The organism is Geovibrio sp. ADMFC3 (assembly GCF_054687035.1).
The window spans coordinates 1,659,090-1,672,992 of record NZ_BAAFZG010000002.1 but is presented as its reverse complement, the minus strand read 5'-3'; the positions used below and the strand labels follow the sequence as shown (position 1 = coordinate 1,672,992).

10 protein-coding genes are annotated in these 13,903 nt (G+C 43.7%); 9 read left to right on the top strand and 1 reads right to left on the bottom strand.

Going from position 1 to position 13,903, the window contains the following annotated elements; genetic code table 11:
* Positions 1–156 precede the first annotated feature (156 nt).
* Positions 157–942 (bottom strand): hypothetical protein, encoded by a 786-nt coding sequence (locus ACYRYY_RS08370; RefSeq protein WP_460215149.1) that lies wholly within the window; start codon positions 940–942, stop codon positions 157–159.
* 771 nt (positions 943–1,713) lie between these two features.
* Between ACYRYY_RS08370 and ACYRYY_RS08365 the strand changes: the two genes are divergently transcribed.
* The 9 genes from ACYRYY_RS08365 to ACYRYY_RS08325 all read left to right on the top strand — a co-directional run bounded on the left by ACYRYY_RS08365 (position 1,714) and on the right by ACYRYY_RS08325 (position 13,903).
* Positions 1,714–3,255, top strand: coding sequence for a c-type heme family protein (locus tag ACYRYY_RS08365; RefSeq protein WP_460215148.1), 1,542 nt, complete (start codon positions 1,714–1,716; stop codon positions 3,253–3,255).
* 32 nt (positions 3,256–3,287) lie between these two features.
* The gene (locus ACYRYY_RS08360) at positions 3,288–6,683 is read left to right on the top strand and encodes a PAS domain-containing protein (protein WP_460215147.1); all 3,396 of its coding nucleotides are present in this window, start codon (positions 3,288–3,290) and stop codon (positions 6,681–6,683) included.
* 243 nt (positions 6,684–6,926) lie between these two features.
* On the top strand, positions 6,927–7,280 hold the full coding sequence (locus tag ACYRYY_RS08355; RefSeq protein WP_460215146.1) for a cytochrome c3 family protein: 354 nt from the start codon (positions 6,927–6,929) through the stop codon (positions 7,278–7,280).
* Positions 7,281–7,292: 12 nt separating this feature from the next.
* On the top strand, positions 7,293–9,674 hold the full coding sequence (locus ACYRYY_RS08350; RefSeq protein WP_460215145.1) for a molybdopterin oxidoreductase family protein: 2,382 nt from the start codon (positions 7,293–7,295) through the stop codon (positions 9,672–9,674).
* Between the two features lie 83 nt (positions 9,675–9,757).
* Entirely contained in the window at positions 9,758–10,081 is a 324-nt protein-coding gene (locus ACYRYY_RS08345; protein WP_460215144.1) for a chaperone NapD, read from the top strand.
* On the top strand, positions 10,078–10,830 hold the full coding sequence (locus tag ACYRYY_RS08340; protein WP_460215143.1) for a 4Fe-4S dicluster domain-containing protein: 753 nt from the start codon (positions 10,078–10,080) through the stop codon (positions 10,828–10,830). The genes ACYRYY_RS08345 and ACYRYY_RS08340 overlap by 4 nt, the downstream gene beginning before the upstream one ends.
* Positions 10,814–11,650: a 4Fe-4S binding protein gene (locus tag ACYRYY_RS08335; RefSeq protein WP_460215142.1), complete on the top strand. Its 837-nt coding sequence runs from the start codon at positions 10,814–10,816 to the stop codon at positions 11,648–11,650. The genes ACYRYY_RS08340 and ACYRYY_RS08335 overlap by 17 nt, the downstream gene beginning before the upstream one ends.
* Positions 11,651–11,889: 239 nt before the next feature.
* Positions 11,890–13,077, top strand: a complete 1,188-nt coding sequence (locus ACYRYY_RS08330; protein ID WP_460215141.1) for a quaternary amine ABC transporter ATP-binding protein — start codon at positions 11,890–11,892, stop codon at positions 13,075–13,077.
* On the top strand, positions 13,070–13,903 hold the full coding sequence (locus tag ACYRYY_RS08325; RefSeq protein ID WP_460215140.1) for an ABC transporter permease: 834 nt from the start codon (positions 13,070–13,072) through the stop codon (positions 13,901–13,903). Before ACYRYY_RS08330 ends, ACYRYY_RS08325 begins: the two co-directional genes overlap by 8 nt.

The window sequence follows — 13,903 nt, the reverse complement described above, 5'->3', positions numbered from 1 at the left end:
AGTGCCAGTCTGGAAACAATTCAGAAGATTTACTTTTTTATTAAAAATATATTATTGCATTCAATGTGTTAGTTTCGTAATATTTATGTAGGCTTATTCTCTTGAGAACCTTATGATAAGAATATAATAACTTACGTTACTGAACTTAAGGTTACGTTAATCACATTTATTGAGCCTTTTTTGTGCTTTTTCGTATATTGCAGATGTTACGTTATCATAAGCGTGCTGGATAGCATTCCGCATAAAAACAAAAACAAATTCAGGAATTCTGATTGTTTCACTCCAAACATTGGATGCACATTTTGTTAGTCTTGTTCCTTGCCAGAGATCATTATCTTTATTTTCATTCTTTAAATATAAACAAAAGAGAAGTTTAGGCACTTTAACAAACACAACAATTTTATCATCGAAGCATCTCACATCATGACTTATAGACCATTCGGAATAATTAAGCATACAAGTATCTTCTATAAATGGGCGCATAAGGGGAACACAATGAATTTCATAATTTATATCAACATTTTTATGTAGGTAATCTTCCATTATTTTTTTATGTTTACTTATCTCTTCAAGATCATTCTTTGTAAAGTTATTAGGATATTGAGAGCCCATCGTAGAAATTATGATTCTCCAAGCTAACGAGATTATCAGACCATATGTTGCTATTGGTAATTCAATTGCTTGTATTTTGCTCATATTGAAAATTTGCAAATAAGTTTTGCTAAACTCTTTTTCAAGACGTCCAAATATATCTTCACAATCGTTGCATAAAAGCTTCCGTTTAAAGCCATCTTGTAACCTTTGCTTAGGATTAGAAGAATCAATGATTTTTTTAGTTTTAGATTTGTTTTTCATGTGTTTGTAAAAGAAACTGCTTATAATATGGCTAGTACATAACGGTTTATTTTGTTTACATAAAGCACACTTTACACTTTCTTCCATTCAAAACCTCCCTAAAAGAATCGGCACCCAAATAAATTATTTCAAGATATTATAGCATGTAAAGCAGCATATAGAAAAGATGTGCAGATTATTTAATTCAGTAGTTGACCATAATGTAAATCAGACATATACCTAATTTTATTATCAGAACTATTAAACATAAGGGATAGTAAACAAGACTCCCTGAGTTACATTGTTTCTCCTTTAAACAATTTAGAACATTTTTCGTTCTCAATTGTAATTGTGCCTATTAAACACAATAATCCAATGTGGTACAAAAAGTCTAAATCTGCAACCATAACTCACTGATAATATTAGATAAATTTTACAAAACAGGATTTGGTACATTCTTGAGTTTTAGCTTAAGTTCAATTCTATTAATAATTTAGAATACACACATTTACCTTAAAATCCCTCTGAATTTAATTCTGTGCCGGTTCGATTCCGGCTTCGATTCAGTCGCCGATAACCCTTTTTCCCGTGAGATGACCACATCTGACTGAGTATTCTCTCATTAAATTGACAACAGCGTATGATTACTGTATTTTTTTAATATATACAAGAAAGCGTCGGCTTTTCTGCTGTTTGCTGTCTTTTTAGGGTGGCGCTAAAATATTTTGCTGTATTGAAAATACTTTCCGTCCTCCCTTCCGGTATTTCTCAACCAGATTAAAAGCTTGCGCAGAAGCAAAAATACTACCTCATCTGAATATTCCTCATTCTGACCTGTCCGGTAAAAATCTGAAATTCTGTTGTACTAGGGGTTGGATCATGAAACTGAAATACCTTATCCCTGTTTTCCTTGTCGGATTATTTGTAATATCCGTGTGTATGTTTGAACTTTACCGCGGGAGAATGTTTTTCCGCAATGCGGCAATAGCTCAAACAAAACAGATTTACGAAATACTTATAGCAACGAGGCAGTGGAATGCGATGCTTGGCTGGGTCTATGCTCCGGTAAGTGAGGACAACAGGCCGAACCCTTATCTTAATGTGCCCAACAGAGATGTCCGGACAGAGGATGGGGTACTTCTTACCATGATTAATCCTGCTTATATGACAAGGCAGGTCGGTGACATAATAAGCAGAAGGGTTAATCTGAAAATAAAGCTTACGGGGACCGAGCCGCTTCGTCCTGAAAATGCGCCGGAACCATGGGAATCCAAAGCGCTGGAGAGTTTCTTCATGGGTGAGGGTGAATATATAGACTGGGCGGACGTAAACGGTTCATATTCAATCCGTTACGCAGCTCCCTTGTTTGTAACGCCTGAATGTCTCCAGTGCCATGCGGGATATAGCACAGGTGAAATTCTCGGTGCGCTTACAATTGTAAGAAATCTTGATATTGCTAAACAGAAATATTTTGAAAAAGACATGTGGACAGCCTTTCTTACGGCTTTTTTTGGAATGTTGGGTGTTTTGGTTATTTATAGGTATCAAAAAAAACTGGAGAAGACCGAAGCTGTCCTTGCTGAAAAGGTCAACGAGCTTAAGATTGAAATAGGCCGCAGAGAGGAAAGCGAAGCCGCAGCAGTCAAACAGACAAGGCTTAATAATATGGCAGAGATTCTGCGTTCAATAGCCCACCACTGGCGTCAGCCCATGAACGCTTTCTGTGCTTCTCTGCAGCATCTTCAGGATACGTATTCGCTTGATAAGGAGGACAACGAGCTTGTTGACAATACACTGGCGTCCATTGTTGAGCTTTCAGATACCATAGATAATTTTACAAAAGTTTTTGCCCGCACGGAAAAATCAGCAGTTTTTGATCTTTGTGAAGCGTTAATGGAAACCAGCGAGATATATGCACCGTATCTGCGTGAAAAAAGTATCAGAATGACAATAAGAAGGGGGCTTGATACAACAACACCGGAAAGCCTTGTCCTTGCCGGTCCCGTGTATGACTGTTCAATATTTTCAGACTGTTCCTATGGCTGTCTGGATGGGAAAACAATGAGGGTTAAGGGCGATGTGGGTGAGTTCCGCCATCTTATATCTTTTCTTATTACAAATTCGATTGAATCAATTCTCGAAAGAAAGCTTCGGGAAAAGAGGATTTTGTATCATGTGGATATTGAATATTTTCGCACAGAGGGGTATTACTGTATAAGAATTGCCGACAACGGAACGGGCATAAAAGATGAGGACTTCGGCAGGCTTTTTGAACCCTACTTTTCCACAAAAGGCTGCGGTTCGGGCAGAGGTCTCGGGTTATATCTGGCGGCCGATATAGCTGTAAAATGTTTCGGAGGGTCAGTCTCCGCCGAAAAAGTTTCCGAAGGGGCGTCATTTATTATAAAGCTTCGGGGCTGATAAACAAAGCGCTCCGCAGCCGGAGCGGTATTATGGTTAAATCCACCAGCAGCATAAGAAAAAAGACAGCGTTTCTTCTGGCTTCTGTTCTTGCTTTCTTTGCGGTTGTTTTTTCGACGCTTCTTTATTTTGAACAGAAGAGCGTACTTGACGCCAAGGTTTTTGAAGCCGATAAAAAGATGGTCACGCTCTTTGAAAATTATCTTAAAAGGCTCAACAGGGTTTACCTTGCCCGTCTGGCTGAGATCTACAGCTCCGATGAATTTACTTCCGCTCTTCTTGCCCGTGACAGGGAAAAGGTGATAAAAATCCTTAAGCCGAAGTATGAATCTCTCAGAAAGAATAATCCGTATCTTAGTGTAATGCATGTTCATACTCCTGATTCCCGTTCCTTTGTAAGAATCCATATGCCTGAAAAATACGGTGACAGTCTGAGTGCCTATCGTGATTCCGTAGGCGAGGTTAATTCGGGTCTACGCCCTGTCAGCGGTTTTGAACTTGGTGCAAGCGGACTGTATTACCGGATAATAAGCCCTGTTATAGACAGCAAAGGAAGGCATTTAGGAAGTATAGAAATGGGCATTGAACCCCAGTATTTCTATGAAACAATAAGGGAATTCATGCCTGAGCTGATCCCCTATATAAGTGTTGCAAAAAACAGTCTGAACCCTGCTTCCGGCATAACAGGCAGGATATTTCATTCCGGTGGGAATAATGCACTGCTGGTTGAGAAATATGCAGATACTGATGAAAAGGAGATCATCTTTGATTCCAGAGTATATGCTGTTTGCCGGGGTGCAGTATTCAAAAATTTCAGAGGTCAGGAAGCGGCTGTTTTAAGAGCATTCTATGACATAACAGATGCAAGAATTCTCATAAAAGAGAAGACCATTTTTTTCTTTTCACTTTCAGTTGTGCTGTTCATCATTCTCTATCTGATAATGCGTCAGGGTTTCGAGAGCTTTCTGAGCCACTACAGCGCCCGGAATGCGGAACTGGACAGTATGTATGCACTGTTTGATGAAGGTGCAACGGTAATATTCCGCTGGAATAATACCTTAAACTGGGATGTGGCTTACTGCACCGGTAATGTTAAAACTGTTTTCGGCTATTCTCCTGAGGAACTCAGCAGCGGTGCTGTAAAATATGTTTCAGTTGTTCATAAAAGTGATCTGGGAAGAGTTTTCGGAGAAGTAAAAAGAGCCGTGGAGAGCGGTTCTGCTGGTTTTACCCATGAGCCGTACCGTATTGTTTCAAAAGACGGCAGAATAAGATGGGTTCTTGATTTTACAAAGATTATCAGAGACGAAAGCGGCAAGGTTCTTCATTTCCTCGGCTATATATGCGATATAACGGATCTTTATGCAGAAACGGAAGAACTCCGTAATCTGGCAGACAGATACAGGCTGGCTTCCGGTGCTTCGGGCATTGGTCTCTGGGATTGGGATCTGATTAAGGATGAGGTCTTTTTCTCCCGTGAGTGGAAATCCATGCTCGGTTATGATGATAGAGATATAAAAGGCGCATCGCAGTCATGGCGTGATCTTCTTCATTCCGCAGACAGAGATAAAACTTTCGATGCAGTAGATAAAATGCTTTCCGGCGAATCTGAGCGCATGAACTGTGAATTCAGGATGAGGTGCAAGGACGGCTCATACAGATGGGTGCGTTCTTACGCTAAAGCTGTTTTCAGTGAAGAAGGAAGACCGCTGAAGGCTGTTGGTTTTCATTTAGATATTACAGACAGCAAGCTTCTGGAACTTAAGCTTGATGATAACGGAAGGTTTCTTGAGGTTCTTTTGGAGAATCTGCCTGTTCCTTTGTTTTATAAAGACCGCAGCCTCAAATATCTGGGGTGCAACCAGCGCTTCCTTGAGTTTATGGGTGCTGAATCAAAGGACGAGATAATAGGAAGGCGTGACTTCAACTTCCTTGATGCAGGGCAGGCCGATATACAGAGCAGTTATGACAAGCTCGCACTCGAAGACAGCGGAAGAATGCACGAATACGACGTTGAGCTTACAACTCTGAGAGGCAATAAGAGAAAAGTCATAATTTATAAACGTGCATTCAAAAACTCTGCGGGTGAACTTACGGGTGTGATAGGTGCTTTTGCCGATGTTACGGAGATGAAGTCCCTCCAGCGCATGCTGATGAACAACGCCGAAGAGGTTCACAGAGCCAAAAAAGACCTTGATGATGCTCAGGCGCTGGCAAAGATCGGGAGCTGGCGCTATGAAATAGGAACAGGGCGTATGGTCTGGTCTGATGAGCATTACAGGATCTTGGGGCTGGAAAGCGGGAGTGTTCTGCCTTCCTTTGATCTTTTCCTCGAATTTGTGGGTAAAAGAGACAGAGACAGAATTAAGGGAATCATAGAAAGCGCCCTCTCAGAGAAGAAAGCATTCAGCGAGGAGCATATTCTCAATATTCCCGGAGAGCCTCACAGGCATGTTCATATAAGAGGCAGTGTGATAACCGGTGAAAGCGGTTCTGCTGTTGCGCTTATCGGAACTCTTCAGGATGTGACGGATATAAGAAACGCCCAGCTTGCATTGGACAGAATGAACAGAATGCTTTCTGAATATACTGAAATTGTTGATAAAAATGTCATTGTTTCCCGCACTGATCTTAACGGCAAGATACTCTATGTCAGTGATGCGTTCTGCCGTGCTGCGGAAATGACCAGAGAAGAACTTATCGGCAGAACCCACAACGTAATCTCGCACCCCGATATGGATAAAGAGGTCTACAAAGAACTCTGGGGAACTATAACATGGGGCAATGTGTGGAAGGGCGAAATCAAAAACCGCAGCGGAAAAGGCAATGACTACTGGATATCCGCCACAATATCGCCGACCTACAGTAAAAGCGGCAGAATAAACGGCTACACAGCAGTCTGTACTGATATTACCGTAAAAAAGCAGATGGAGAAACTCTCTGTCACAGATCCTCTTACCGGCTTGTTTAACAGACTTCGCCTTGATTCTGTTTTCAAAAAAGAGATAGAGCGCTGCGAACGCTACGGCTGCCCTCTCTCTGTTATTCTCATAGATGTGGACGGGTTCAAATCCATAAACGACAGCCACGGTCACCAGACAGGAGATATAGTTCTGTGTGAGGCGGCTGAAGTTCTGAGAAACAATATACGCAAGACAGACACAATAGGGCGCTGGGGCGGCGAAGAATTTCTTATAATATGCCCTGAAACGGATATGGACGGAGCTTTCAGGCTTGCGGAAAAGCTCAGGAGCGCTGTCGCTTCACATAATTTCTTGGTAGTGGGGCATGTTACATGCAGCATCGGAGTGACCGCATATGAGGAAAATGCAACAGAAAGCATTATGATGAAATCAGCGGATCTTGCTCTTTATCAGGCAAAGCATGAGGGGCGCAATAAAGTTGTCTCACGCAGAACAGAAATATGATAAAGAACATTCGTTCAGTTTGTAATTTTCTTAAATTCAATTTTACCAAACCATTCTGTGCAAACGGTGTTTAATAAACAGCGGACATGAAAAGTCTTTTATTGTAAAAACATAGCGCTCCGCTAGGGCTTAAATAATGTAAAGAAATACCTTTGCAATCTTAACCGCCGATATACAAGATTAAAACCCCCTTAACATTCTTGGATCTATATTTATACATGAGCAAACATCAGGAGGTCCAGAATGTTTAATTTTATTAAGGTCGGCTTCATAGCGCTGACGTTAATCCTCACCGTGTCGGCGGTTTATGCGGATAAACATCCGGAGGAAATAGGTAACAAGGACTGTATGGAGTGTCATGTTGATGTGACTCCGGATGCGGTCAAACAGTGGGAAGAGAGCGCACACGGCTTTACGGGCGTTAAATGCGGCGTATGTCACGGTGATGAGTTCAACTTCAGTAAAATACCTGCCAATACAACCTGTAGAGGCTGTCATGCCAAACAGGTCGAAAACAATTTCATGGCGGATAAATCATGTGCCATGTGTCACCCGGCTCACACCTTCACCGTGCATAAACAGAAAGACTACAGATAACGGAGATTTATTATGAACGTTTCAAGACGAGATTTTATAAAGCTTACAGCCGCTGCAAGCGCTGCAGCGGCGGCGGGCATCTCCTTTCCCGAAGCTGCGCAGGCTCAGGAAAGCGCTGATGTGGAAAAATGGGTTAAAGGAACATGCCGTTTCTGCGGAACAGGCTGCGGTGTTTATGTCGGTGTAAAAGACGGCAAAGCAGTTGCGATAAAAGGAAACCCCGATGCTAAAACAAACTTCGGCTTTCTCTGTGTTAAGGGATTCCTCGCATTTAAATGTATGTACCATCCCGACAGGCTGAAAATGCCCCTTGTCCGCCAGAAAAACGGCAAGTTTAAGGAAACATCATGGAACGAGGCTCTCGACCTCGTGGCAAATAAATTTAAATACCTTCGTGAAAAATACGGTAAAGACGCTGTAGCTTACTACGGCAGCGGTCAGTGTACAACGGAGGAAACATATACATTCAACAAGCTCTGGAAAGGCGGCTTCGGCAGCAACATGGTGGAAGGAAACCCCAGACTCTGCATGGCATCAGCTGTTGCCGGCTACATATCCACATTCGGTTCTGATGAGCCTATGGGAAGCTATTCGGATATCGAAAGCTCAAAATGTATCTTCATCACAGGTTCAAATATGAGCGAATGCCACCCTGTTATATACAGAAGGGTAATGCGCCATAAAATGAAAAACCCTGATGTTAAGATAATAGTTTGCGAACCCAGAAGGACAAGTACGGCGAAAATTGCAGATCTCTGGCTCCCCAATGACCCGGGAACAGATCTTGCAGTGTTTCATGCAATGGCAAATGTTATCATAGCAAAAAATCTTCATAACATGGATTTCATCAATAAACATTCACGCATTACCACAGGAAAGGATGTTGTTGACTTTGAGGAATACAAAAAATTCCTTGCCCAGTTCACACCGGAAGCAGTTGAAAAACTTACAAGATGCCCTGCTGATCATATAGTTAAGGCTGCCGAATGGTTCGCCACAAGCGGTGCTACTCTCTCCATGTGGTGCATGGGTCTCAACCAGCGTAAAAGAGGAATGTGGGCAAACAACCTTGTACACAACCTTCATATAATAACAGGGGAAATGGGCAAACCCGGTGCAGATTCCTTCTCGCTCACAGGTCAGCCTAACGCCTGCGGCGGTGTTCGTGAAACGGGCGCCCTTTCCCACCTTCTCCCCGGAACAAAACCCGTGGCGAACGATAAGTGGCGCGCTCATGTGGAAAAAGCCTGGAATATTCCTGCGGGTACAATCAATCCCAAACCGGGATTCCATACTATGCTGATGTTTGAAAAACTCGGCGGTGAAAAGGATGCTGAAAAGCCGATTAAAGGAATGCTTGTAAGCACCACAAACCCTGCACAGTCTCTGCCCAACCTGCACAAATATGTTAAGGGAATGCAGGACAGTTTCCTTGTGGTTCTGGATATTTTCCCCACAAGAACAACACAGCTTGCTGACGTTATTCTTCCCGCTGCTTTCATTTATGAAAAGGGCGGAGTTTACGGATGTTCAGAGCGCAGAAGCCAGCTTACGGAAAAAGCTGTTGAACCGGTGGGACAGGCAAAGCCTGACCTTTGGATTGCCGCTCAGATTGCAAAAAGAATGGGGCTTGAAAAGCTCATTCCTTGGAACGGAAACGACTCTATGAAGGCAAATGAGCAGGCATGGACAGACTATATAACAGTTACAAAAGACACTGAACACACCCTTTGGGGAGCAACTTACGACAGGCTCAAAAAAGAGAAAGCAGGCATACAGTGGCCCTGCCCCTCTGTTGACCACCCCGGAACGGAAAGACGCTATGTCAGAGGACAGGACCCTATGTTTGAGCATCCCGCTGAAAAGGATCACATCCCTTCTGATGCAACAATCTACTTCTATGCGGATGCTAAAAAGGAAGGCAAGCTTAATCTTTTCCTCCGTCCGTACGATGGACCGGGCGAAATGCCTGACAAGGAATACCCTTTCTTCCTCACTACAGGAAGAGTTGTGGAGCAGTGGCACACGGGAACAATGACAATGCGTATTCCCGAAATAGCCAGAACTCACCCGAACGCATATATAGAACTGCATCCTGACGATGCTAAACAGCTTGGTATAACCGCAGGGGACATGGTGGAGATAGTGAGCAGAAGAGGCAAGTCCGTCATGCCGGCGGTAATAACAAAAGGCACTCTTCCGGGTGTTGCTTTTGTTCCGTGGCATGATCAGGCAATGGCAAGGATGATCAACTTCGTATGCAACGACGTTGTAGACCCCGATTCAAAAGAACCGGAATACAAAGTTGCCGCAGTGCGCATTAACAGGGTAAGCGGACCGAAGGACGTTGCGGATAAGTACATAATAGACGATGTAAACGCTCCTTTTGCTTAAACCTCCATCTCTATTTCTTCCCGTATCCGTTCCCGCTCTCGACCGGCGGGGCGGATACGGCCTTATATTAAGGAGTATTTATTATGATATTTACAGGCAGCATAATCTCTTTTGAGGCAGGACAGAGTGCGGAAGCCCTTAAGCTGCTGGAAAAATTTCCGGAAATAGAAGTCCACACATTTTCTGAAGATGGAAACAATGCAGTGGTTTCAATAGAGACAAACGACAGCAAGGCACTGGAAAGCATTACGGATAAACTTAAAAAAGCAGACGGCATCAAAGATATAGCCCATCATTACATGTATTTCGGTGAAGAAACTGAAAAACTTCTCACCGAAGACGCTGCCTCCACGGAACTCGGAGCATTCTTCAAAAGCGCAAGGATTAAAAACGGCAAAGCATTATGAGTCTGCGTGAAAAAGTGAAAAACCACCTGAATAAAAACCCGTTTAAGGGCTATTTCAGGCGGAATAGGCTGCGCCCGCCCGGCGCTGTGATGGAAGAGAAGTTTATGGAACTGTGCATCCGCTGTGCAAGGTGCATAGAGGTATGCCCATATGAATCGGTGAAAAGAGCAGACCTTTTTGACAGGCTTCAGATAGGTACTCCGTATGTTTATGCAGATGAGCGTGCGTGTTATCTCTGTATGCTCTGTCCTTCTGTCTGCCCGACGGGAGCCCTTGACCCTAATCTGAAAGAGCCGGAAAAAGTGCGGATGGGCATTGCCTACATAGAGCAGGACAAATGTCTGAACTATCTTTATGTAAAGGATGAAAACGCCGGAGGAACTCAAGGGTTCGCCATGATATGCTCCACATGCTACAACACATGCCCCTACACTGACGAGGCTATTAAGATGGAGCAGTTTCTTCTTCCGGTAATAACAGATAAATGCACCGGCTGCGGTATATGTGTGGAAAAATGCCCCACCGACCCTAAGTCCATCAGCATAATCCCCGCCGGAATGGGGAATGAAGACCTTGCCGGACTTTACTATCAGCGCTCCCGCAAAAACTTTAAAAAAGCAGGAGACGCAGAAGGATACAGCGGTGATGATGCCATTAAGAAAAAAATGAGCATAGATGCGTCCGGTTCAAAGCCGGAGTTTAAGTTTGATTATGAAACCACGGATAAGATAGATGGCTGGACAGAGTAAGATAAAAAGATACAGGCGGCTTGTTCAGGCAGCGGTTTTTATGATGATGTTCATCATACCGGCGCTGAACATCCTTGAAATATACTTCATCAAAGGCACATTCTATTCCATTGATGTGGGCAATGCCGTTGCTGCGGATCCTATTGCTGTATTTCAGGCGGCAATGTCATCAAAGTCGGTGAATATATATATGGCGCTTTCCGTTGTTATACCGATCCTGCTGATGCTGTTTGCAGGCAGAGTGTGGTGTTCATGGATGTGTCCTTATCATTTCATCGTGGAAGGAGTAAGCTTTGTTAAAAGAAAGCTCGGAATGAAAAAAAGTTTTCCCGTGCATACTCCTGAAAAGAAAAGGCGTACCGAAACGGCGAGGCTTATCATACTCGTCTGTTTTATTGCTTTGGCAGGTGTTGCGGGGATTCCTCTGCTGAATCTTATTTCAGCACCGGGGATTATATCATCACAGGCGCTGGTGCTTGTGAAGTTTCACTATGTAACATTTGAGCTTGTGTTTATAGTGGTTCTTATAATTGCGGAGTTCGTATTTTTTCCGTTTTTCTGGTGCAGGCTTTTCTGCCCCACGGGAACTTTTCTCTCTCTGTTTAAATCAGAAAGAGGAATGCACCTTAAGCGTGTCTCCTCAAGCTGTTCCATGTGCGGTTCCTGCAAGCGTGCCTGTCCCATGGGGCTTGATCCGGTAACAGACGGAAGCAGCCTTCTCTGCCACAACTGCGGTGACTGTATTGACGTTTGCCCTGATAATAAAAAACAAGAGACCCTCCGTTTTATAAGCGGCAGGCAGCATAACTTTCCTTCATAGATTTCTCCTTTGAGCCCTTCCTTTCTGCATCAGCAGAGGGGAAGGGTTTTCAATTTCTGCTGTATTGAAAACAAGAGTTTTTAAATCTGTAAGTCATAGCTGGTAAACAATTAACAGTTAAGAGTATTTTCGCACATAGACAAATAAAAGACTTGATCTGTAAAGCAAAAAGTGTTTTATATATCAAATATAACAATAACCAATATTCAGTTATTCATATTTGATAAGGATAAAGTATTATGTGTAAAATAGAGGTTGAGAACCTTTATAAGCTCTTCGGAGAACATGCATCTCATGCCATTAACGACATGAAGAAAGGTATGGGAAAAGAAGAAATTATGAAGAAGCACGGCGTTGCCGTGGGGCTTGACAATGTTTCCTTCTCTGTGAAGGAGGGGGAGATACTTGTGGTTATGGGGCTGTCCGGTTCGGGCAAGTCCACGCTTATCCGCTGCCTGAACAGACTTATTGAACCCTCTGAAGGTTCGGTTCTTGTGGACGGGCAGGACATAACTAAGTTTAACAAAGACCAGCTTCGTGAACTCCGCTCGAAGAAGTTCGGCATGGTATTCCAGCGTTTTGCTCTCTTCCCTCACAAAAGTGTAATAGAGAATGCTGCCTATGGGCTTGAGGTACAAAATGTGCCTAAAGATGAAAGGCTTAAAAAAGCTGCGGAATCTCTTGAGCTTGTGGGGCTGAAAGGCTGGGAAGAGTATTATCCCGAAAACCTCAGCGGCGGTATGCAGCAGAGGGTCGGGCTAGCGAGGGCACTGGCAGTGGAGCCGGACATACTGCTGATGGACGAGGCGTTCAGCGCACTTGACCCGCTTATAAAGCGTGAAATGCAGGATGAACTGCTTGCTCTTCAGGCAAGGGTTAATAAAACCATAGTTTTCATTACTCATGATCTTGATGAAGCTTTGAAGCTGGGCGACAGAATCGTTCTTATGAAAGACGGCCGGGTAGTTCAGATAGGCGAACCGGAGGAGATACTCACAAACCCTGCAAATATGTATGTAGAGAAGTTTGTGGAGAATGTGGATCTTTCCAAGGTTCTTACGGTTTCAAGCGTAATGATGAAGCCTTTTGCTGTTACTTATCCGAAGGATGGTCCTAAATCCGCTCTGCTTAAAATGAAAGAGGCGGGGATTTCCTCCGTAATGGTAGTTAACAGAGAGCGGCAGTTTATAGGTATTGTGCATGTGCGTGATGTGCGCAAGGCGGCAGAGCTTAATCATAAAACCCTCGAAGAAGTTCTGGACAGGGATGTTGTGACTGTTCTGCCGGATGAAAACATAAGCAGCCTCTTTACGGAAGAGAAATTCCCCATAGCGGTTGTGGACGAAAAAGGAGTGCTGAAAGGCGCTGTTGTGAGAGGTTCGCTTCTCTCCGCATTATCATCCGAAGGGGGTATAGGCAATGGATAGCATACCAAAGTTTCCTCTCGGGGACATTATCGAAAAATTTATAGATTTTACCACGGAGCATTTTTCTGTTTTTACAAGGGCTATCTCGGATATTACCGAAACGGCTCTGGAACATCTCATAGACGGGATGCTGTTTTTTCACCCTTTAGTATTCATTGCCATAGTCGGCATGGTTCTGTTCAAATTTTCCGGACGCAAAATAGCCATTGGCAGTGTGGCAGGGCTTTTGTTCATTCTGAACCTAGGGCTTTGGGATGCAACAATCTCAACACTGGCACTGGTGCTTTCCGCCACGCTGGTATCTGTTTCAATGGGAGTTCCTCTGGGAATTATGGCTGCGCTGTATAAACCATTCAACAGGGTGCTTATGCCTCTGCTTGACTTTATGCAGACAATGCCTGCCTTTGTTTACCTTATACCCGCTATTCCGTTTTTCGGTCTGGGACCGGTTTCGGCAATTTTCACTACAGTAATATTCGCCATGCCTCCTTCCATAAGACTCACTTGCCTCGGCATAAGTCAGGTTCCTTCGGAACTTATTGAGGCGGCAGACGCCTTTGGCTCAACCAAAAAACAGAAGCTGTTTAAGCTTCAGCTCCCCCTTGCCATGCCTACAATTATGGCGGGTGTCAACCAGACAATTATGCTTGCGCTGTCTATGGTGGTTATTGCTGCTATGATCGGTGCCGGCGGTCTTGGAGGCGAGGTGTGGAGAGCTATACAGAGACTCTGGATGGGCAGAGGGTTTGAAGCGGGCATAGCGGTTGTTATTATCGCCATGATCCTCGACAGGGTTACACAGAAAACAGCGTCTAAGAAGAAATAA

What these genes read in the sequence shown, in the direction of transcription:
- ACYRYY_RS08340 (WP_460215143.1), top strand. Translation starts at nt 10,078, where the DNA reads ATGAGTCTGCGTGAAAAAGTGAAAAACCACCTGAATAAAAACCCGTTT.
- ACYRYY_RS08355 (WP_460215146.1), top strand. Translation starts at nt 6,927, where the DNA reads ATGTTTAATTTTATTAAGGTCGGCTTCATAGCGCTGACGTTAATCCTC.
- ACYRYY_RS08345 (WP_460215144.1), top strand. Translation starts at nt 9,758, where the DNA reads ATGATATTTACAGGCAGCATAATCTCTTTTGAGGCAGGACAGAGTGCG.
- ACYRYY_RS08330 (WP_460215141.1), top strand. Translation starts at nt 11,890, where the DNA reads ATGTGTAAAATAGAGGTTGAGAACCTTTATAAGCTCTTCGGAGAACAT.
- ACYRYY_RS08360 (WP_460215147.1), top strand. Translation starts at nt 3,288, where the DNA reads ATGGTTAAATCCACCAGCAGCATAAGAAAAAAGACAGCGTTTCTTCTG.
- ACYRYY_RS08325 (WP_460215140.1), top strand. Translation starts at nt 13,070, where the DNA reads ATGGATAGCATACCAAAGTTTCCTCTCGGGGACATTATCGAAAAATTT.
- ACYRYY_RS08350 (WP_460215145.1), top strand. Translation starts at nt 7,293, where the DNA reads ATGAACGTTTCAAGACGAGATTTTATAAAGCTTACAGCCGCTGCAAGC.
- ACYRYY_RS08335 (WP_460215142.1), top strand. Translation starts at nt 10,814, where the DNA reads ATGGCTGGACAGAGTAAGATAAAAAGATACAGGCGGCTTGTTCAGGCA.
- ACYRYY_RS08370 (WP_460215149.1), bottom strand. Translation starts at nt 942, where the DNA reads ATGGAAGAAAGTGTAAAGTGTGCTTTATGTAAACAAAATAAACCGTTA.
- ACYRYY_RS08365 (WP_460215148.1), top strand. Translation starts at nt 1,714, where the DNA reads ATGAAACTGAAATACCTTATCCCTGTTTTCCTTGTCGGATTATTTGTA.